This window comes from Fusibacter sp. A1, assembly GCF_004125825.1.
Lineage (GTDB): Bacteria > Bacillota > Clostridia > Peptostreptococcales > Acidaminobacteraceae > QQWI01.
Genome location: NZ_QQWI01000004.1, coordinates 213909 through 234149 on the forward strand (window position 1 = coordinate 213909; position 20241 = coordinate 234149).

17 protein-coding genes are annotated in these 20241 nt (G+C 44.1%); all 17 read right to left on the minus strand.

All coding sequences use genetic code 11. The features are described from left to right. Positions 1 to 4: 4 nt before the first annotated feature. A complete protein-coding gene (gpmI, locus tag DWB64_RS06810; RefSeq protein ID WP_129487461.1) occupies positions 5 to 1531 on the minus strand; it encodes a 2,3-bisphosphoglycerate-independent phosphoglycerate mutase in 1527 nt (508 codons plus the stop codon). Between the two features lie 37 nt (positions 1532 to 1568). Further along, positions 1569 to 2315, minus strand: coding sequence for a triose-phosphate isomerase (tpiA, locus tag DWB64_RS06815; protein ID WP_129487462.1), 747 nt, complete (start codon positions 2313 to 2315; stop codon positions 1569 to 1571). Between the two features lie 26 nt (positions 2316 to 2341). Beyond that, on the minus strand, positions 2342 to 3529 hold the full coding sequence (gene pgk, locus DWB64_RS06820; RefSeq protein ID WP_129487463.1) for a phosphoglycerate kinase: 1188 nt from the start codon (positions 3527 to 3529) through the stop codon (positions 2342 to 2344). Between the two features lie 172 nt (positions 3530 to 3701). Continuing rightward, the gene (gap, locus tag DWB64_RS06825; protein WP_129487464.1) at positions 3702 to 4709 is read right to left on the minus strand and encodes a type I glyceraldehyde-3-phosphate dehydrogenase; all 1008 of its coding nucleotides are present in this window, start codon (positions 4707 to 4709) and stop codon (positions 3702 to 3704) included. Positions 4710 to 4723: 14 nt separating this feature from the next. Then, positions 4724 to 5776 (minus strand): sugar-binding transcriptional regulator, encoded by a 1053-nt coding sequence (locus DWB64_RS06830; RefSeq protein WP_129487465.1) that lies wholly within the window; start codon positions 5774 to 5776, stop codon positions 4724 to 4726. A 221-nt stretch (positions 5777 to 5997) separates the two neighbouring features. Then, positions 5998 to 7383, minus strand: coding sequence for an RNA polymerase factor sigma-54 (gene rpoN, locus DWB64_RS06835; protein WP_164980284.1), 1386 nt, complete (start codon positions 7381 to 7383; stop codon positions 5998 to 6000). 138 nt (positions 7384 to 7521) lie between these two features. Next, positions 7522 to 8847, minus strand: coding sequence for a uracil-xanthine permease family protein (locus DWB64_RS06840; RefSeq protein WP_129487467.1), 1326 nt, complete (start codon positions 8845 to 8847; stop codon positions 7522 to 7524). A 151-nt stretch (positions 8848 to 8998) separates the two neighbouring features. Continuing rightward, positions 8999 to 9961, minus strand: coding sequence for an ABC transporter permease (locus DWB64_RS06845; protein WP_207713439.1), 963 nt, complete (start codon positions 9959 to 9961; stop codon positions 8999 to 9001). Then, the gene (locus tag DWB64_RS06850; protein ID WP_129487468.1) at positions 9961 to 11076 is read right to left on the minus strand and encodes an ABC transporter permease; all 1116 of its coding nucleotides are present in this window, start codon (positions 11074 to 11076) and stop codon (positions 9961 to 9963) included. The genes DWB64_RS06845 and DWB64_RS06850 overlap by 1 nt, the downstream gene beginning before the upstream one ends. Next, positions 11069 to 12601, minus strand: coding sequence for an ABC transporter ATP-binding protein (locus DWB64_RS06855; protein ID WP_129487469.1), 1533 nt, complete (start codon positions 12599 to 12601; stop codon positions 11069 to 11071). Before DWB64_RS06855 ends, DWB64_RS06850 begins: the two co-directional genes overlap by 8 nt. A gap of 320 nt (positions 12602 to 12921) precedes the next feature. Next, entirely contained in the window at positions 12922 to 13962 is a 1041-nt protein-coding gene (locus DWB64_RS06860; protein WP_129487470.1) for a BMP family protein, read from the minus strand. A 310-nt stretch (positions 13963 to 14272) separates the two neighbouring features. Further along, the gene (gene trxB, locus DWB64_RS06865) at positions 14273 to 15199 is read right to left on the minus strand and encodes a thioredoxin-disulfide reductase (RefSeq protein ID WP_129487471.1); all 927 of its coding nucleotides are present in this window, start codon (positions 15197 to 15199) and stop codon (positions 14273 to 14275) included. A 5-nt stretch (positions 15200 to 15204) separates the two neighbouring features. Then, the gene (locus DWB64_RS06870; protein WP_129487472.1) at positions 15205 to 16074 is read right to left on the minus strand and encodes a DegV family protein; all 870 of its coding nucleotides are present in this window, start codon (positions 16072 to 16074) and stop codon (positions 15205 to 15207) included. A 142-nt stretch (positions 16075 to 16216) separates the two neighbouring features. Beyond that, positions 16217 to 17854, minus strand: coding sequence for a Na/Pi cotransporter family protein (locus DWB64_RS06875; protein WP_129487473.1), 1638 nt, complete (start codon positions 17852 to 17854; stop codon positions 16217 to 16219). Positions 17855 to 18071: 217 nt separating this feature from the next. Then, positions 18072 to 18539, minus strand: coding sequence for a tRNA (uridine(34)/cytosine(34)/5-carboxymethylaminomethyluridine(34)-2'-O)-methyltransferase TrmL (gene trmL, locus DWB64_RS06880; RefSeq protein ID WP_129487474.1), 468 nt, complete (start codon positions 18537 to 18539; stop codon positions 18072 to 18074). A 2-nt stretch (positions 18540 to 18541) separates the two neighbouring features. Further along, positions 18542 to 19003 (minus strand): chemotaxis protein CheX, encoded by a 462-nt coding sequence (locus tag DWB64_RS06885; RefSeq protein ID WP_129487475.1) that lies wholly within the window; start codon positions 19001 to 19003, stop codon positions 18542 to 18544. Between the two features lie 85 nt (positions 19004 to 19088). Then, complete coding sequence (locus tag DWB64_RS06890; RefSeq protein ID WP_129487476.1) at positions 19089 to 20234, minus strand: DUF362 domain-containing protein; 1146 nt, start codon at positions 20232 to 20234, stop codon at positions 19089 to 19091. Positions 20235 to 20241 lie beyond the last annotated feature (7 nt).

Genomic DNA, 20241 nt, shown 5'->3' on the forward strand with positions numbered 1-20241 from the left:
AGTATTATTTTATAATTGACTCACCGCTCATAAGTGCCGGTTTCTCAAGATCGAGAAGTCCAAGCATCGTCGGTGCAAGATCACTAAGTTTCATGCCTTCTTTAAGCTCTACATCACCCACGCCGGCTATGATCAGCGGTACAGGGTTTGTAGTGTGTGCTGTGAAGATCGCGCCATTGTTCGGATCGATCATTTGCTCCGCGTTACCGTGGTCTGCAGTGATGAGTACAGCGCCGCCCTTTTCAAGAATCGCGTCTGCGACTTTTCCAAAATCAGCATCGATTTCTTCAATCGCCTTGACTGCCGCATCAAATACGCCGGTATGACCGACCATATCAGGGTTTGCGTAGTTTGCGATGATTACATCGTACTTGTCAGATGCCACCGCTTCGAGCAGCTTGCTCGTCACGCCGGGTGCTGACATTGTCGGCTGTAGATCGTAAGTTGCTACTTTAGGCGATTCGACAAGTATTCTGTCTTCACCTTCGTATGCGACTTCGACACCGCCGTTGAAGAAGAACGTAACATGTGCGTACTTTTCAGTTTCTGCTATTCTAAGCTGGTTGAGTCCTTGTTGAGAAATATATTCTCCAAAAGTGCTTTCAAGCGAATCGGCCACAAATACAGGTTCAAGTCCGACAAATGTCTTATCGTACTCTGTCATTGTAACGTATTCAAGCTCCAGTTCCTTTCTTTCAAAACCGTCGAAACCAGGTTGCGTAAGCGCACGTGTGATCTGGCGGGCTCTGTCAGGTCTGAAGTTGAAGAAGAAGACTGAGTCGTGGTTGTCGATATTGGCAACCGCTTTGCCATCTTTTTGAATGACAGTAGGTAATACGAACTCGTCATCCGTGTCGGCATCATAGCTATTCTTAATCGCAACAAGTGCCGAATCGGCTACTTGACCGATACCGTTAACGAGTGCGTCGTAACCAAGTTTAACACGGTCCCATCTGTTGTCGCGGTCCATCGCATAGTAGCGGCCGCCGACCGATGCGAATGCTCCCACACCGATTTCATCCATGTAGTTTTGAAGTTCTTCGGCATAACCGTAAGCGCTTCTAGGCGGTGTGTCCCTACCATCTAGGAATGCGTGAACATAAACTTTTTTAAGACCGTTTCTTTTTGCAAGATCTAGGCAGCCTTTGATATGCTCGATATGGCTGTGTACCCCGCCGTCCGATAAAAGTCCCAATAGGTGCATGGCTGAATCGTGCTTCTTGGCATTTTCAACCGCCTTCAATACCTGAGGATGTTCAAAAAACTCACCGTCTTCGATTGCTTTTGTAATTCTCATCAGTGGCTGATAGACTACCCTACCCGCACCGATGTTCAAATGTCCTACTTCTGAGTTACCCATTTGTCCCGGTGGCAAACCAACTTCTCTACCACTTGCGGCGATAATCGTATTCGGGTAATCCTTCATATATCTATCGAAGTTAGGCGTGTTGGCGGCGGCAATCGCGTTGCCGTCCACCAGTTCACTGTATCCCCAACCGTCGAGTATCAATAATGCAACAGGTTTTTTCATAAGTTTCTCCTTAGAAGCCTGTTTCAACAGTCACTTATTAAAAGTTGACAAGTTGAACAAAATCTTCTGCTTTAAGTGATGCGCCACCGACAAGTGCGCCGTCGATATCAGATTGATTCATGATTTCTTCAACGTTCGAAGGTTTAACGCTTCCGCCGTACTGAATACGTACTTCTTCAGCTGCCTCTTCTGAGTAAAGATCTGCAAGGATCGAACGGATGTAGGCGATGATGTCGTTTGCCTGTTCAGCTGTAGCTGTTTTACCGGTTCCGATCGCCCAGATCGGCTCGTAAGCGATGACCACTTTGGAAAGGTCCGCTTCACTCACGTCTTTAAGACCGGCAACTGTTTGCGCCTTAACAATATCTTTTTCCTTGCCCGCTTCTCTCTCTTCAAGAGATTCACCGATACACATGATAGGATCGATTCCTACAGCGATTGCTTTAAGTACTTTCTTGTTGACTGTCTCATCCGTTTCGTTGAAGTATTGTCTTCTTTCAGAGTGACCGATGACAACAAGGTCGACACCGATGTCAAGAAGATGAGCTGGAGCAAGTTCTCCAGTGAAAGCGCCATCGTCTTCAAAGTGCATGTTTTGAGCTGCGATTCTGATCTTTGTACCTGCAGTCGCTTCTTTTAAGTCTTTAAGAAGTGTAGCAGGTGCGCAGATGCCGACTTCTACGTCCGTACCAGCGATCTCATTCTTGATCGCTTCGATAAATGCCTTACCTTCAGCGATTGTCTTGTTCATTTTCCAGTTACCTGCAATAAAAGGTACTCTCATATTCATATCCTCCTAAGGATGCTATTCTATTTTTCTGAAATTGATGCTACGCCTGGCAATACTTTTCCTTCTAGGTACTCAAGTGATGCTCCGCCACCAGTAGAGATGTGCGAGAACTGATCTGCGAAACCTAAGTCGATCGCAGCAGCTGCAGAGTCTCCACCGCCGATGATTGTTTGAGCGCCTTCAAGTCCTGCGATTGCTTCACAAACACCGATTGTGCCTTTAGCGAAGTTCGACATTTCGAACACGCCCATTGGACCGTTCCAAACGACAGTTTTCGCACCCTCAAGGTGTTTGGCAAAGAGAGCGATTGAATCAGGACCGATATCAAGTCCCATTTCTTCTGATGTCAACTCGTCGATAGTTGTCGTTCTGAATGGAGCGTCGTTGCTGAACTCTTTTGAAGCGACAACGTCTACAGGAAGTACAAGCTCAACGCCTTTTGCAGCAGCTTTTTCCATCAGGCTCTTAGCAAGTTCTACTTTATCTTCTTCTAAAAGTGATTTACCGATATTCTTGTCCAGTGCTTTCATGAAGGTGAACATCATGCCGCCACCGATAAGGATCTTGTCCGCTTTTTCGATCAGGTTTTCAATGACACCGATTTTGTCAGAAACCTTAGCTCCGCCAAGTATCGCTACAAGGGGTCTAACCGGTGCGTCAACAACGCCGCCGATGAATCTGATTTCTTTCTCCATGAGGAATCCTGCAGCAGACTCAAGGTGAGCTGAAATACCACTGTTTGACGCATGAGCTCTGTGAGCAGTACCAAAAGCGTCGTTTACGAATACGTCACCAAGTGAAGCCCAATATTTTCCTAGTTCTTCATCGTTCTTTGTTTCGCCTTTTTCAAAACGAGTGTTCTCAAACACTAGGACTTGACCTTCAGTCAATGCGCCAATCTCAGATTCAAGGATTTCACCGCGAGTCTGAGGAACGAATTTTACCGGTTTATTTAATAGTTCAGCAAGTCTCTCAGCAACAGGCTTCAATGACATCGCTACTTTATCTTCATCTGTTTTTGGTTTACCTAAGTGTGAGAAAGCAACCACTTTAGCACCATTTTCGATTAGGTAGTTGATTGTTGGTAGCGCGGCTACAATACGATTGTCGTTTGTGATCTCTCCGTTTTTCATAGGAACGTTAAAATCGACACGAACAAGCACCGTTTTTCCTTTGACAGTTAAGTCTGTCACATTTTTCTTAGCCATGAATTTTTCCTCCTAAATAATTGGGGCAATAATCAGTTTGATTATCGATTTAAATTTCAATATCAGGGAAAAAAACTTTTTCACTCATATTGAAACTCAACTCCTGAACTACATAAAAACAGTCCTTGAGGGTCTTCAGTGTGAAGACCCTCAAGGCACTTATTTAATTCAATTACATTGTAGCCATTTTCTCAGCAAGTCTTACAAATTGAGAAACGTATGACATTTCGTTATCGTACCAAGTGATGATTTTTACAAGTTGCTTGCCGTCAACTGTCATAACTGAAGTTGAAAGAGCATCGAATAATGAACCAAAGCTTGAACCGATTACATCTGAAGATGCGATTGGATCTTCTGTGTAACCAAGAGTCTCGTTAGCAGCAGCTTTGATAGCAGCGTTAACTTCTTCAACAGTTACAGTTTTTTCAAGTTCAACAACAAGGTCAACTACTGAACCTGTGATTGTTGGTACACGTAGAGCCATACCGTCAAGTTTACCTTTAAGTTCTGGCAATACTTTACCTACAGCAACAGCAGCACCAGTTGTTGTTGGCACGATGTTAGCAGCAGCTGCTCTAGCACGTCTAGTAGCAACACCTTTTGGGTGAGGGCCATCAAGCGTGTTTTGGTCGTTAGTGTAAGCGTGTACAGTTGTCATGAATCCTTTAACAAGACCAAATTGATCGTTAAGAACTTTAGCAACTGGAGCCAAGCAGTTTGTAGTACAAGATGCACCTGAAACGATATGATCGTCAGCAGTCAATACATCATCATTTACATTGAATACGATTGTTTTAAGGTCACCTGATGCTGGAGCAGAAATAACAACTTTTCTAGCACCTGCGTTGATGTGAGCCATTGATTTTTCTTTAGAAACGTAAAAACCAGTACATTCGATGACTACGTCTACACCGATTTCGCCCCATGGAAGGTCGTTAGCGTCTTTTTGAGCGTAAACTTTGATTTCTTTACCATCAACGATGATTGAATCTTCAGTTGCAGAAATTTCGTTGACTTTGTAGTTACCTTGAGCTGTATCATACTTTAAAAGGTATGCAAGATCAGCCGCACTTGTTAGGTCGTTGATTGCAACGATATCGAATGCTGGGTTACCGAACATTGTTCTAAAAGCCAATTTACCAATTCTACCAAAACCATTAATCGCTACTTTAGTTGCCATTTTTAAGTTCCTCCTTAAAGTGATTCCTGTGCTTTTGTAGCATCAAGAATTTGCGTTGCCACGCTCTCGTTTGTAATTAATATCAAATGCGGATTTAATTTTGATACCGCAATGATTGCCTCGCTTTTATCTTTACCCCCTGCAACAGCAATTACTCTCGTTAATGATTTAACTTTTTCTAGAGTAATTCCCAGCGTGCTTATTTCGTCTACGATTTCACCCTCTCGGTTGAAATAGAATCCGAAAGATTCGGCCACGGCGCCTTTTTCGACAATTTCCTTAATGCGCTCCTCGGGTAAGCCTCTTCGCTCAGCCATCGCTTCCGCGTGACCGATTCCGAAAATCAAGGTATCGATTTGCTGCATTTTTTCAAAAGTCGATTTGATGCCCGGTTCATTTTTCAGAAGCTGTATTGATGTTTCTGAAAGCGAATCTGGGATAAAGAGCATTTCATACTGGCATTTGATTTTCTTTGCCATCTTTTCTGCCATGGTGTTCGCCTGATGTTCTGTCTCATTGCCGACCCCGCCTCTTGCAGGAACCACTACGATATCGGAGTGCTCCGCGCTAAGCTGGGGCATGGCCTTTGTTACTTCAAACACAGTGGAGCCACCGGTAATTCCTAGTGTCTTCACTTCTGGTAAAAGATCGAAAAGGACTTGTGCGCAGTGAGCGCCGATTTCTTTAAGTACAAGCCCTTCGTCATCATCGTCGGGTACAAGGATGACTCTTGCTATACCTAATCTCGTCGCCACACGCGTTTCAAGCCCTCTTAGCCCGTCGAATTCCTCGACGTAGTCCGCCAGAAGGTCTAACATGTATTTGCCGTCAGGTGTCAAGATCATGCCCTCTGAAGTAAAATCCAGAAAACCTGCTTCCTTCAACACCGTGGCTTCTTTTCTAATGATCCTCTCTGTGATACCTATCTTAAGCGACAGGTTCCTTCTGCCGATCGGCTGTAAATAGCTGACCAGATAAAGGATCCGGTATCTCAAAGGAATGAGCGCCTTGATTTCGGGTACAATGCGACTCATTTGATCAATACTATCTTTAAAGGTTATCATCATGTCACCTCACCTGTCGGGACTGTTTTCGTCCTCGGGTCCACTTTTAGTCCCACAAGGATTAAAAAAAATCTCCAAAGCTATTTTAGCATAGCCCCTACCACAATACAAGCATTAACATGCTAAGAATTTATCTGTTCATGAATTGTTTACAAAACAAGGCTCGCTATCTTGTAAGATAGCATAAACAAACTAAAAGGACAGCACCGAATGCTGTCCCTGAATTAATATCTTTTTCTCTTTGAAGACCCTGGTATTCCCATTTCTTCTCTGTATTTTGCTATCGTCCGTCTAGAAACCTTGATTCCCACCTTGTCTATCTCGTTTGCGATGGTCTGATCACTGATGGGCTTCGCGGTGTTTTCCTTGTCGACAAGTTCCTTTATGATCGACTTGATGCTCTCAGAGGATATTCCGTCTCCTATCGCGCTGGATACTCCGCTTTGGAAAAAGTACTTCATCTCATAGGTACCACGTGGGCACTGCATGTATTTGCCGTTCACCGCCCTTGATACGGTCGATTCGTGCACACCTATCTTTTCGGCGACATCTTTAAGGTTGAGGACCTTCAAGTACATGGTGCCTTTTTCAAAAAAATCAGCCTGAAACTCTAAAATCGATTCCACGACCCTATAGATCGTATTTCTCCTTTGCTCGATGCTCCTGATAAGCTTCAGGGCATTCGCAAGCTTCTGATTCAGATATTCAGTCGTCGCCTCTTCTGTCGAGGCATTTTGAATCAGGCTCTTGTAGTAATTGCTGATATTGAGCTTGGGAGCGCTTGATTCGCTGACAAGGATCACATTCTCCCCGTCAACCTCCTTGACAACGACATCGGGCACGATATATTTCACATCTCTTAAGGTAGCAAACATCAGTCCAGGTTTGGGATCGAGATTTCTGATGACATCGACCGCTTCCTGCACTGCTTTTTCAGAAGCGTCAAGTGATTTTGCAATCACCTTGAGTCTGTTAAAACCTAAATCTTCTAGATGATGGTTGATGATTTCGATGACAAGCTTGTTTTGAATGCGTTTCATCTGCACTTGAATGAGCAGGCATTCCTGCAAGTCCCTTGCGCAGACACCATACGGTTCGAAGGTCTGTATGGTCTGAACGATCTCTTCAAGATCGTCATCACCGATATCGAATGTGGCTTTCACATGCTCATCGTCCACTCTCAGGTAGCCGGTATGGTCGATATTTTCAATCAGGTACTGTCCGACAGTAAGCTGCCTGTCGTCAAGTAGCGTAAAATGCAGCTGAAAAAGCAAATGGTCGTGAAGGGACTCTTCATCGGCGACCATGTTGTCCATCGTATATTCTTCGCGTTCTTCCGGTTTTTGGTAGGTGTGTTTAAAGTTGTCCCCTTCTGAGACAACCGCCTTCCAATCGATACGCTCGGCAATCTCATGCAGCTTGGATTCATAATCCGCCACGAGATTGTCCTTGTCCGTCATTTCAAGCACGGGATTGGTCATCAGTTCTTCGTGAATATGATGATTGAGTTCAATTGCGTTATACTGTAGAATCTCAATCGCCTGTCTTAATTCAGGTGTCATGACCAGCTTTTGAGATTGTTCTAAATTCAATGAAAAATTAAGTTTCATAACCCCACCTTGCCCTATAATCTTGCCCCTCTTATTATAGCACATCGCAGCGGACGGTGATAGCTGATAGCCGCCAGGAAAACCAAAAAGAAATGCCGGGCATTCGCCCGGCATCGATTGTTATTTTGATAGGAATACCTATTTTTTCGTCTCAGGCAATACAGCATTCAAAAGAATACCGACAAGGGCAGCAAGCGCTAGTCCACCGAACTCTATGTTGACTCCGACTACTGCGAACTTGATAACCGCACCGCCAAGACCAAGCACTAGGATGACTGCCGCTACGATAAGGTTTCTTGATTCGTTGAAATTCACCTTATGGTCCACAAGTGATTTAGCTCCCACTGAAGCGATCATACCGAACAAGACAACCGCTGTTCCACCGACGACCGCAGTCGGAATCGTCTGAATCAGAGCTGCGACTGGAGGCATTAATCCAAGGATCATCGCGAATGCTGCTGCAATCTGCATGATTCTCACGTCGAAGGCCTTTGTCAGCGCAAGCACTCCTGTGTTTTCTGAATAAGTCGTATTTGCAGGACCGCCGAACATGGCGGAGAACGATGTTGCTAGACCGTCACCGATCAAGGTTCTTTGTAACCCCGGTTCTTTGATGTAGTCCTTACCCGTTGTTTCGCCGATTGCGATGACATCGCCGATATGCTCGACCATGGTAGCAAGTGCGACAGGCGCTGTAATGAGCACGATTGACAAATCAAATTTAGCAAGCGTGAAACCAGGTAGGGCAAATGGTGTTGCAGCAGCTTTTACAACAGGTGTGAAGTCAACGTTTCCTGTAGCTAAAGCCACAAGATACGCAACAAGCAGACCCATCATGACTGGTAGAACCTTTAAGAATCCTTTGGCGTATACGCTGATTCCTGCAACTACTGCAAAGCTGAGGAATGCGAGCCATGCCATCGGAGCATTTGCTCCACCATCAAATCCTGCCATACCGATTGCGACAGGAGCAAGTTTAAGTCCAATGACCATGATGATAGGACCGGTCACAACCGGCGGGAAGAACTTCAATATTTTTTCTACACCGACAAGCGCGATAAGACCTGCCATCACAAGGTAGACAAGACCGGCAACCACGATACCGCCAGTAACATAACTGTTGATAAAGTCGGTGGAAGCTGAACCGGATATACCGTCCACTACCATGCCAGCGTTGATCGCCATTTCTGTTGCGATCGCCTTAGAAGCGAAAATCGGTGCTAGGAATGCGAAGGATGAACCTAAAAAAGCTGGTACTTTGCCCTTTGTCACTAAATGGAACAGTAGCGTACCCGCACCTGCCATAAATAGACATACAGCAACATTCAGACCCGTCAGCATCGGTACTAGGACCGTTGCGCCGAACATAGTGAAAACATGCTGTAAACCAAGAACCAAAAGTCTCGGTAAAGACATACCAACTGGAGCCGCATTAATCTCTGCAGCGTGAACTGATGTACTCATAATTTTACCTCCCGTGTAAACTTATTATGGGTGTCGTATTTAATTTTGCTCTGTGTAATGATAGCTGAAAAACAGTTTTATGTCAACAGCATAAGTGATCGTAAGCATAAAAAAAAGCTGCCCGAGGGCAGCTTTTTATGTTTTGAAGAACTTATCGTTTACCGACATCGTAGATTTCACCGGCAGCTTTAGGTCCTACGGACTTGTTGCTGAAGATGATCAGTGCGATGATCGTCAAGACATAAGGTAGTGCTTTGAATACTTCAAGTGGGAACGACTGCGCCCATTCGAAGTTATTCGCATAGATTGCGAACACTTGCGAGAATGCGAAGAAGGTACTTGCTCCAAGCACGCCCCAAGGATTCCACTTACCGAAGATAAGTGCGGCAAGAGCGATAAAGCCCGTACCGTGGATACTTACGCCCGTGTACTGTGTATCTTGCGTAAGAACCATGATAGCACCAGCCATACCTGCGAACGCACCAGAAAGAATAACGCCGTAATAACGCATCTTAAGAACGCTCACGCCCATGCTTGCCACCGCTTGAGGATTTTCACCCGTCGCTCTTAGTCTCATACCGAAAGGTGTCTTGTATACCACATACCATACCGCCACTACCAGCGCAAGACCGATAAAAACAGTGTAATAGATGTTAGTGAAGAAGATCGGTCCAAGAATCGGAATTTCTCTTAAGAAAGGGATATTCGTCTTAACAAAACCGTTTCTGAATGTTTCTGTACGTTGTTGGTTGAAAATGATTTGAGCAAAGTAGATCGTAAGACCGCCTGCAAGTAAGTTGATGGCAGTACCGGATATTACCTGGTCAGCCTTCAAGTTGATACTTACATAAGCATGAATCACCGAAATCAAGGCTCCAAAGAACATACCGATAAATACGCCTACCCAAGGAGTCACAGCTACCGGGAAAACATCTTGAAGAAGCACAGTCGCAGTCGCGCCTGCAAATCCGCCGATCATCATCAGACCCTCAAGTGCGATATTTACAACACCACTTCGTTCACTTAGAAGTCCGCCAAGTGAAGCGATCAATATAGGTGTGGCATAGATCAGTGTCAGTGACAGCATAGAAAAGAGCGTGTCGATTGTAAACATTATTTCGCCTCCTTTTTAGCTGCTAACAGACGTTGCCGTTTGAGAATTTCTTGAATACCGAACTTCATCGCAACAAACAGTACCATTAGTGAAGAAATAATCTTCGCAATTTCAAGCGGTACACCATTGGACTGCATAAGCGGTTGAGAGGCCTTAAGACCACCGAACAGCGCGCCGCCGAAGATTGTACCGATAGCGGTGTTACCACCAAGCAGCGCAACAGCGATACCGTCAAAACCGTATCCTTCAGATGCTGCGATAACACGTCCGTAGTCGAATGTACCTACAGAAATCATAGCTCCTGCAAGTCCTGCAAAGGCACCAGCGATTGCCATAGAATACATGATGTTCAGGTTTACTTTCATACCCGCGTAACGCGCGCCTTCTTTATTGAATCCTACCGCCCTCAGTTCATAACCGAATGTGGTCTTTTCAATGATATACCAGAATGCGAATACTGCGATGATCACAAGCACGAATCCCCAGTGAAGTCTTGAACCGTTTGTAAGGTCTGATAAGAACTCACTTCTTAGCGTACCCGTCACCTGCGATTTTACCGTTTTAACACTATCGCTTCCAGGCAACGCTTTAAGTACCAGGTTGGATGTGTAAAGCGCCGTGTAGTTGAGCATGATCGTTACAACAACCTCATGCATGTTGAACTTTGCCTTAAGATACCCCGGAATAAGACCCCAAAGAGCACCCGCAAGAATTGAAGCTAAGATAACAAGCGGAAGGTGGATGAACACAGGCGCTTTTACAAGGATGCTCACAACTGTGGCAGCCATCGCACCCATCATCAGCTGACCTTCAGCTCCGATGTTGAAAAGGCCTGTTCTAAAAGCGAACGCGACCGATAGACCGGTAAGCGTGATCGGTAACATGGTTGTGATGAACTCACCGAACATTCTAGAGTTAAAGAACTTATCCGTACCGATCTTATCAAGGTTCATTCCGGTTATGGCCCTAAGTATCGCCTTAAAGGCTTCCAGAGGATTTTCACCGGTGACCAGCATGATGATTGTTCCTACAAGGAAGGCACTGAACACGGCGATCATAGGCACTACTATCTTAAAGTTTTTTTCATCTGTGATATAGTTCATAAATTTATTCATTTGGTACACCTACTCTTTTTGAACCAGACATCATAAGACCTAGCTCGTTTTCGTTTGTATCCTTCGCGTTGACCATACCGACAATCTCACCTTCGTATATCACTGCAATCCTATCAGAGACGTTCAACACTTCATCAAGCTCAAGCGATACAAGTAGAACAGCTTTACCGTTGTCCCTTTGCTCGACGATACGCTTATGAATGTATTCTATCGCACCGACATCGAGACCGCGTGTAGGCTGTGCGGCGATAAGAAGATCGTTGTTTCTATCGATCTCACGTCCTACAATCGCCTTTTGCTGGTTACCGCCTGACATCGAACGGGCGGATGTCATCGGTCCCTGACCGCTTCTGACATCGAACTCATCGATGATTTGAGCAGCTTTCTTTTCAATGGCTTCTGGAACCAGAATTCCGTTTTTAGAATAAGGTGCCTGATAATAGGTTTGCAGTACGATATTCTCATCCAACCTAAAGTCTAGGATCAGTCCATGCTTATGTCTATCTTCAGGTATATGCCCTATTCCAGATTCAGTACGTTTTCTGATCGACAATTTCGCAAGATCGTTACCGTTATGAAGAATCTGACCGGATTCAATGTCCTTAAGACCTGTGATGGATTCGATAAGTTCTGTCTGACCGTTACCGTCGATACCCGCAACGCCTAAAATCTCACCTTTTCTGACTTCAAGGCTCAGATCTTTAATCGCGTAGATACCACGGCTGTTCTTTACGTTCAGGTTCTTGATTTCGAGTACTGCTTCACCTGGCACTTTATCTGCTTTTTCTACAGAAAACTCGACTTCACGTCCGACCATCATTTCAGCAAGGTCTTTTTCAGTGACATCGGCAACATCGACTGTACCGATCAGTTTTCCACGTCTAAGTACGGTACATCTTCCAGAAACAGCTTTAATCTCCTTGAGCTTATGCGTGATAAGGATGATTGATTTACCCTCAGCGGCAAACTGTTTCATTATTTCCATTAAATCTGTAATTTCCTGCGGAGTAAGTACCGCAGTCGGTTCGTCAAAAATCAATATGTCAGCTTCGCGATAAAGCATCTTCAGAATTTCAACACGTTGCTGCATACCTACAGAAATATCTTCGATCTTTGCATATGGGTCAACCGCCATACCATACTGTTCAGAAATTTCTTTTACTCTTTGCGCAGCTTTTTCAATATCGACACGACCGAAAGACTTTTTAGGTTCTAGGCCTAAAATGATATTCTCGGTAACAGTAAAGTTTTCTACCAATTTAAAGTGTTGGTGCACCATCCCGATTTTCAAATCATTGGCGACATGCGGGCTATCGATTGTAACCTCTTGCCCTCGAACCTTGATGGTTCCGTACTCCGGCTTATATAGTCCAAATAGGATACTCATAAGCGTAGACTTCCCAGCTCCGTTTTCACCAAGTAATGCGTGTATTTCACCCTTCTCAACTTTTAGGGTTACATTATCATTGGCGCGAATTCCTGGGAATTCTTTTGTGATGTCTAGCATTTCAATTACATAGCTCACAGAAACTCCTCCATTACATGCTATCTCTCTGAATGTCTCGCATCCATCCCTCACATTGACCACCTAACTTTAGCCAATGCGAAAATTTTACATCAAGAAGTAACACTTGCGATATGGTGTTATTCTACAAAAAAACAGCAACCGTTTTCCCGCTTTGAGGTAAAACGTTAGAAAACCTTTACAATCAAATGATTTTCCAACAAAAAAACCTGCTTTAAACTCACTCATACCCATTATAACAGTTTTTAACTGTCAAAATCTATATTTATCACATAAAAAAAGAGCCCTTGTATAGGGCTCTTTAAAATCATTTAAAATGATTACTTTAAACGGTTTGGTAAAGTTGGAACTTCAATTTCACCAGCTTTTACCTTTGAAGCGAACTCGTTGATTGTTGAAACCCAAGCATCAGTCAAGTTAGGGTTTTCAGCAGGGATACCAACGCCATCGTTAGCTAGTGAGAATACCATTACGCCACCTTTGAAAGCGTCGTTAACTACTTGCTCAGAAACTTTGTAAGCAGCAGTATCAACACGTTTCATCATTGAAGTAAGGATTACAGATTTTTCACCTTCGTAGATACCGTCAGCATATTGGTCTTTATCTACACCAATTGCCCAAACGTCTTCGCCGTTTGCAACTCTATCTTTTGCTTCTTTGATAAGACCGTTACCAGTACCACCAGCTGCGTGGTAGATTACGTAAGCGCCTTCATCGTACATTTTAGCTGCAAGAGTCTGTCCGATTGGAGGGTTAGCGAAATCGCCAGCATACTCGATAAGAACAGTCATGTTTGGATCAACAGCAGCAACACCAGCTTCAAAGCCAGCTTCAAACTTTTGGATAAGGTCGAAATCCATACCGCCGATGAAACCTACTGTGTCTTTACCAGCATCTTGTGCTTTAAGAGCAGCGGCAACACCTACAAGGAATGATCCTTCGTGCTCAGCAAATACTGCAGAAGCAACGTTTGGAAGATCTACAACCATATCGATGATTAAGAATTTTTGTTCTGGGTAAGCTGTAGCAACCTCAGTCATCGCGTCTCCAAAAAGGAAACCTGGAGCGATGATGATGTCAAGCTCGTCATCAGCAAAAGTAGAAAGGTTAGTCACATAGTCAGCATCTGTAGCTGATTGAACGAATTTATAGTCGCCCTCTGCAACGTTCATTTCTTCTGCAAATCTAACGATACCTTCCCAAGTACCTTGGTTGAACGATTTGTCATCGATACCACCGACATCAGTAACAAGACCGATAGTGATGTCTGCAGTTTCAGTTTCTTCAGCAGGTTTAGTGCAACCGATTGCTAAAGAAGCCACTAACATTACTGCTAGTAATAAAGCTAATACTCTTTTCATTAAAACTTCCTCCTTGTCATTGTCCGGGTTTTCACTTAAGTTAGACAAGCAAATCTTTATCTATGTAAGCCTAAACTAAGTTTACCCGAGTTCACAGCTATTATTATAACAGCTGCTTTATATAACCCTTATGTAGAAACTACACAAATACTTTAGGTGATTTATGCAGAACATTCTACGTAAGAGATTATAACTGAATTATGGCGAGTTGTCCATTCCCCAAACTGTGTTTTTGCAGGCTCTCCGCTAATTGCAAGTAACATAAATAGTTTGTTAACACTTCATAAACACAGGAAAACGTTTTTAAAACTTATTGATGATCCACGTGTTTTTCGGCTTCGACAGCGGCAATCGCGCCATCTGAAGTAGCTGTTACAACCTGTCTGAGCGTTTTGCTTCTTACATCTCCTGCAGCAAACACACCTTTGAGGTCTGTCTTCATAAGCTCATCGGTTAATATATATCCACTTTTATCAAAATTTAACTGTGAACCGAAAATATTTGTATTTGGGATATAACCGACGAATACGAAGATTCCAAAGAAACCACCTTCAGGCTCGTAATCAAATATCTCACCGGTCTTCGTATTCTCCAAAATCACCTTTTCAAGCCTTTTATCACCAACGATCTCCTTTACAGAAGCGTTCATGATCGTTTTGATCTTAGGATGGTTCATCGCCTTTTCAACATATGACTTTGCAGCTCTAAACTCATCTCTTCTGTGAACGATCGTCACTTCGCTGGCGAATTTTGTTAAGAAGAGGGCTTCTTCTATTGCTGTGTCACCACCTCCGATGACAAGCACAGGCAAGCCGCTGAAAAAGTCGGCGTCGCATGTGGCACAGTAGGATATTCCACGTCCGATGAATTTTTCCTCATTCTCAAGACCCAACTTTCTAGGATGCGCTCCTGTGGCGATGATAATCGATTTAGCTTCAAAAGCGCCTTCTGAGGTTACCAGTCGCTTTACCTGACCTTCAAGCTCCACTTCAAGCACTTCAGCGGTCAACCGCTCTGCGCCGAACTGCTCGACCTGTTCAACCATTCGTTCTGTCAAACTAGGACCGGTAGTTCCCACAGGCGCTCCAGGGTAGTTTGCCACATCATGGGTCGTGACAATCTGTCCACCGGCGCGTTCCTTTTCTATGATCAGGGTCTTCATCTTAGCACGAGCCGCGTATAAACCTGCACTTAGTCCCGCAGGACCCGATCCAATGATAATTACATCGTATGTCAACTTCCTTACCTCCAAAATTTAAGTTCATTAAGATTGATGTCGATGAAACTCATCGCGACACAGCCTGGTCCAGAATGGGTTCCAACTACGCAACCGACCTCGGATTCGGTTAAGAGCATCTGCGGGTACTTGTCCAGCAGCGCTTTTTTCACTTCTTCCTTATACTGTTCGTCTACAGCATGATATAGACTGACCATCTTATTGTTCAAGTCGAAGTTTGAGGTATCCAACCAGTCCATGACGGATTTCATCGCTTTTTTTCTACCTCTAGCCTTGCCTGCGGATTTTAACTCTCCATCGATCATCGTAAGGATCGGTTTGATATTGAGTAAATTTCCTACAAGCGCCTCAGCAGGTTTTAACCGTCCGCCCTTTGTTAAGAACTCAAGCGTATCCACGATGAATCTGCACGATGTCTTTTCAATCATCTGGTCTGCGGTTTCGAGCAAATAGTCCATGTCGGCTCCGTTTTCAGCTAAAATGGATAAGGCGACGGCTATCTGACCTATTGCAAAAGCGACAAGCCCTGAATCGATAACATGTATCTTGTCGCTGCCGATCATCTCTTTTGCGCTCACTGCCGCCTGATAGGTGCCACTTAATTTTGAAGACATGAATATTCCAATCAGTTCATCTCCCTGATCAAGAATTTCGTTGAACGCTTCTAAAAAAAGTCCTGGCGTCACTTGAGAGGTTGTCGGTAATTTTTGACATGTCGCCAATTTTTCAAAAAACTCTTTTTTCGAAATATCGATACCATCCCTATAGGACTCGTCTGAGAAATTCACTGTAAGCGGCATTACAGTTATCTTATGTTTTTCTACGAGTGCAGCCGGTACGTCCGCCACACTATCCGTTACTATTCGAATTGCCATATGTCACCTCAATAAGTTACTGTGCCTTACATAATGGCACTAGAATTATTATACACTAAAATCCCTGATTGTTCACCATTTAGAAAAGGAAAAGCCCCTTGTGAAGAATCACAAGAGGCCTAAATTTAATGATAATTGTTACTTATTCCACTCTATCAGATACGTAAAGTGCGATGTTCGAGGCATGGTCGCCGACACGCTCTAGGTTACTGATGACGTCTAGGAAAACAACACCAGAGGCTGCAGAACATTTTTGCTCGCTAAGTCGCTTGATATGCTCTTTTCTCAAGTTCTTTTCAAGCATGTCGATTTCGCCTTCTCGCTCGATGACGCTGTTTGCAAGTTCCTTATCCGTCAACTGTAAGGCTTCGATAGATTGAATAATCGACTTTTCGACTCTTTCACTCATATACTTGAGCTCGTTGAGCGCATGTTCAGATAATTTCAATTTGTGCTCTGTCCTGTGCATTGCGAGCTCTGCCACATTATCTGCGTGATCGCCGATCCGTTCAATGTCGTTGATCGTATTGAAGAGGTTGTCGATCGCCACACGCTCATCATTTGACAGCGAGCTGTTTGAAAGCTTGATCAGGAAGTCGGCGATATATTTTTCCATGTCGTTGATTGTTTTTTCAATTCTAAATGTTTCATTGATTCGTTTTTCATCCATATCGATAAATCCGCCAATCGAGTTCCTGTAGGATTCGATCGCCAATAGACCCATTCTGTTAACTTCGTTGTTGACTGCTTGAATCGCGAATATCGGCGTTTCAATCATACGGTCATCCAGACGTTTTTCTCCTGCAAGATCTTCGTCCGTCGTTGGCATGATCCAGTTGACCAGTTTAACGATGTAGCCTGCAAACGGTAGCATAAGGATCGTATTTGTCACGTTGAAGATCGTATGCGTATTGGCTACTTGACGCTGAACGTCGTTTCCTAAGCTGTGCATGAAGTTGACAGCAGGTTCTCTAAATACGATAAATAGGATTACGAAGAAAATCGATCCTACCACGTTGAAGAACAAGTGCATAAGCGCCGCTTTTTTTGCAGTCTTGCTCGCACCGATACTTGAAAGCATGGCTGTAACCGTCGTACCGATATTGGCACCCAAAAGCATAGGGAATGCCACTTCGATAGTGATGATGTTGTCTGTAGCCATCGCTACAAGTAAGGCAGTTGTGGCACTACTTGACTGTACAACCGCTGTGAACGCGAAACCTACGAATAGACCGACAAGTGTATTAAACACACCCGGTTCGCTTAATGTTATGATAAAATCTCTGAATGCCGGAAGATCCCTAAGCGGTTTCATGGCACCGCTCATCTCGTGCATTCCCAGGAACAATAGACCGAATCCAAGAATTACAGATGCGTAGTTTTTTGATTTTGAACTCTTTCCGAAGAACAGGATACCTACGCCGATTGCGATGGCATATGGCGCAGCAGCAGTCAATTTGAACGCGACCATCTGAGCGGTGATCGTGGTACCGATATTGGCACCCATGATAAGTCCGATCGCCTGAGTCAGGTTCATAATCCCTGCATTGACAAAACCGACAACCATTACTGTTGTGGCAGACGAACTTTGTACAATCGCTGTAACACCAGCACCGACTGCAACACCGACTACTGGATTTTTTGTGAACAGTTCAACAATGCGCTTCATGCGGCTACCGGCTACATTTTCAAGACCGTCCGACATTATTTTCATTCCGTATAGGAACAGCGCCAGACCGCTTAGTAGTGCAACCATCATATCAAGTGATAAACCTTCCATTGTTTCCTCCAAAATTTAATAGGCAATTTCTCAAATTTATTAATCCCATACATCATACACCATAATTTTGTTATGAATGTTAAGTCTATGTTAAGAAAACACCACTTGTGTTAAATAGGTTATCTGTGCGTTAAGGGTTTATTTAATCAAAGCTTGAAAAAACCATCGGTTCCATCAAAAAAGGACATGCACTTTTAGCATATCCAAGGTTGAGTTGCTATTTCATATGTGGGAAGTCCAGTTGCCTTAAGGCTTCAAACAAGATGATATTGACTGCATTGCTAAGGTTCAGGCTTCTTGCCAGTTCATGGTTTCTCATGGGCAGCTTGATTCGCTTATCTTCGTACTGCTCATGAACCCAGGCTGGTAGTCCGGATGTTTCTTTACCGAACATGATAAAGCATTCATCTGAATAGCTGACATCCGAATAGTAACTTGTCGCCTTCGTTGTCGCAAAAAAGATTTTTTTATCGCCGTGCTTTTCTAAAAACTCTTCAATACTTTCATAGACGACCAAATCGAGAAGCTCCCAGTAGTCAAGGCCGGCACGTTTCAACGACTTATCATCTATGGAGAACCCCAGGGGTTTGATCAGATGAAGCCTGGTGTTTGTAATCACGCAGGTCCTGGCGATGTTTCCTGTATTCGGTGGAATTTCGGGTTGGTAAAGGACAATATTCAACATTTTTAATCCTTAACCGATATATCAATCGTGATTTTACCCATATCGCATGATAAAGGAACGCCAATCGTCCTCATATCTCCAGAAGAAATCTGAATGTCCGTTCCAATCATAAGCGTGGGCGGCGTGATATCGATGTTGACTCCGTTGTTGAAAAGTAAAGTCGCCGTATTTCCCATAATCATGTTTCCGAGTTCAGAAAGGGCGCTTTTTGCCATTTCATCGATCTCATCGACAGGCATTCCCATCATCATGCTGGACGCGACGTTTTTAGCCATCGCCGTATCCATCGAGATGACAGCCTGTCCTCGCATTTCTCCTGTGATACCTACTAAGATGATTAAGCTATCCGTACCAAACGGACTGCTTTTCAAATATGGCGCACCTGTTGTAAAGGTTAAGTTCGCAATTGTTTTAAGCACCTCGGTGCTTGCTTTGATAAATGGATTAATATATTCTGCTTTCACGCTGATACCTCCTATAACTTACTCTCCTGAGTGTGTATCACACTATATACCTACCCTGATACCTCTTAGTCAAAACGTTTTTAATTTAAAGCTTCAACAGACGTTTCATCAACCAAGACCTATGGATGTCAACCGCTTTCGCCGGACAAAGCTCCTGACAGCAAAAGCATCTGATACAACCTTCCAAATGCACATAAGGCAATCTATCTTTCATCTCTATTACTTTCGGTGGACAACTGCTCGCGCATTCTCCGCAGCCGATACAGGTATCATGGTCGAATATCGGTTTTGTTTTTAAAAGATGATCGACCGGTTTTCTCAACCAGTTCGGCACCGCTTCTAAAAAACCGACGTTACGGATTTCTGGCACTTCGAAAGAATCCATCTTTAGGGATTCCACTCTTTCACCTACTAAGACAATATCACTAAAGTCAGACCGAATCAATTGTCTTTTGACAGATTGCTCGATTGTAGGAACACTCATAGGATCGATTCCGATGATTTGAGTCGCCACGACATCAAGATGATAGGGGCTTTCAGAAACAATTACAGCACCGATATCGACTGGCGTTCCCGCAGAGGGACCATCCCCTTCCATCCCTACGATTCCGTCCATAAAGCTTAACACGGGATTCGCACACATGCAGATATCGATCAGCGCATCAGCGAAATCCTCCGTTTTGGGCATCGTAAAATGATACTCGGCTTTAAGCACGCCCGGAACAATTCCAAACTGATTCTTCACAGCTCCTGTAAACTTCATCATGCCGTGGGTTTTCAGTTTGGAAACAGAAATCACGTGGTCCACCGTGTCAAGCGCATGCATGACCGTTTGGGTCTTCAAGAACTTTGCCGGCTCGCACTCCCTTTTGGATTCGCTGACATCATAATTTAAAATGGCGCCGGTCCTATCGGAAACATCCTGATAACCGCCGGCATCATAGATCCCTTTCAATCTGCCTGGATTAAATGGTCCTCCCGGGCTGTCGGCAAGTAGGACGACAGCACCAAAATCATGCAGAATGTTGACTAGCGCCTCGACAAAGGTCGGGTGGGTCGTAGTCGCCTCTTCCGGTTTTTTCTTCATCAGTAGATTGAGCTTCAGCATGACCTTGTCTCCCGGTGAAATGAACTTGCCAAGTCCCCCAAGATCGTCAATGGCCTTTATCAGCTCTTTTCTGATCACCGCTTCATCGTAAGCGGTTACTTTTCTCAGTGCGACTTTAGGCATGTTGCCC

Excerpts from the sequence above, each read along its gene's own strand:
- tpiA (WP_129487462.1), bottom strand. The coding sequence starts at position 2,315 with ATGAGAGTACCTTTTATTGCAGGTAACTGGAAAATGAACAAGACAATC.
- gap (WP_129487464.1), bottom strand. The coding sequence starts at position 4,709 with ATGGCAACTAAAGTAGCGATTAATGGTTTTGGTAGAATTGGTAAATTG.
- DWB64_RS06845 (WP_207713439.1), bottom strand. The coding sequence starts at position 9,961 with ATGTTTACAATCGACACGCTCTTTTCTATGCTGTCACTGACACTGATC.
- DWB64_RS06870 (WP_129487472.1), bottom strand. The coding sequence starts at position 16,074 with ATGGCAATTCGAATAGTAACGGATAGTGTGGCGGACGTACCGGCTGCA.
- DWB64_RS06875 (WP_129487473.1), bottom strand. The coding sequence starts at position 17,854 with ATGGAAGGTTTATCACTTGATATGATGGTTGCACTACTAAGCGGTCTG.
- DWB64_RS06890 (WP_129487476.1), bottom strand. The coding sequence starts at position 20,234 with ATGCCTAAAGTCGCACTGAGAAAAGTAACCGCTTACGATGAAGCGGTG.
- pgk (WP_129487463.1), bottom strand. The coding sequence starts at position 3,529 with ATGGCTAAGAAAAATGTGACAGACTTAACTGTCAAAGGAAAAACGGTG.
- trmL (WP_129487474.1), bottom strand. The coding sequence starts at position 18,539 with ATGTTGAATATTGTCCTTTACCAACCCGAAATTCCACCGAATACAGGA.
- DWB64_RS06850 (WP_129487468.1), bottom strand. The coding sequence starts at position 11,076 with ATGAATAAATTTATGAACTATATCACAGATGAAAAAAACTTTAAGATA.
- DWB64_RS06840 (WP_129487467.1), bottom strand. The coding sequence starts at position 8,847 with ATGAGTACATCAGTTCACGCTGCAGAGATTAATGCGGCTCCAGTTGGT.
- DWB64_RS06860 (WP_129487470.1), bottom strand. The coding sequence starts at position 13,962 with ATGAAAAGAGTATTAGCTTTATTACTAGCAGTAATGTTAGTGGCTTCT.
- gpmI (WP_129487461.1), bottom strand. The coding sequence starts at position 1,531 with ATGAAAAAACCTGTTGCATTATTGATACTCGACGGTTGGGGATACAGT.
- rpoN (WP_164980284.1), bottom strand. The coding sequence starts at position 7,383 with ATGAAACTTAATTTTTCATTGAATTTAGAACAATCTCAAAAGCTGGTC.
- DWB64_RS06830 (WP_129487465.1), bottom strand. The coding sequence starts at position 5,776 with ATGATGATAACCTTTAAAGATAGTATTGATCAAATGAGTCGCATTGTA.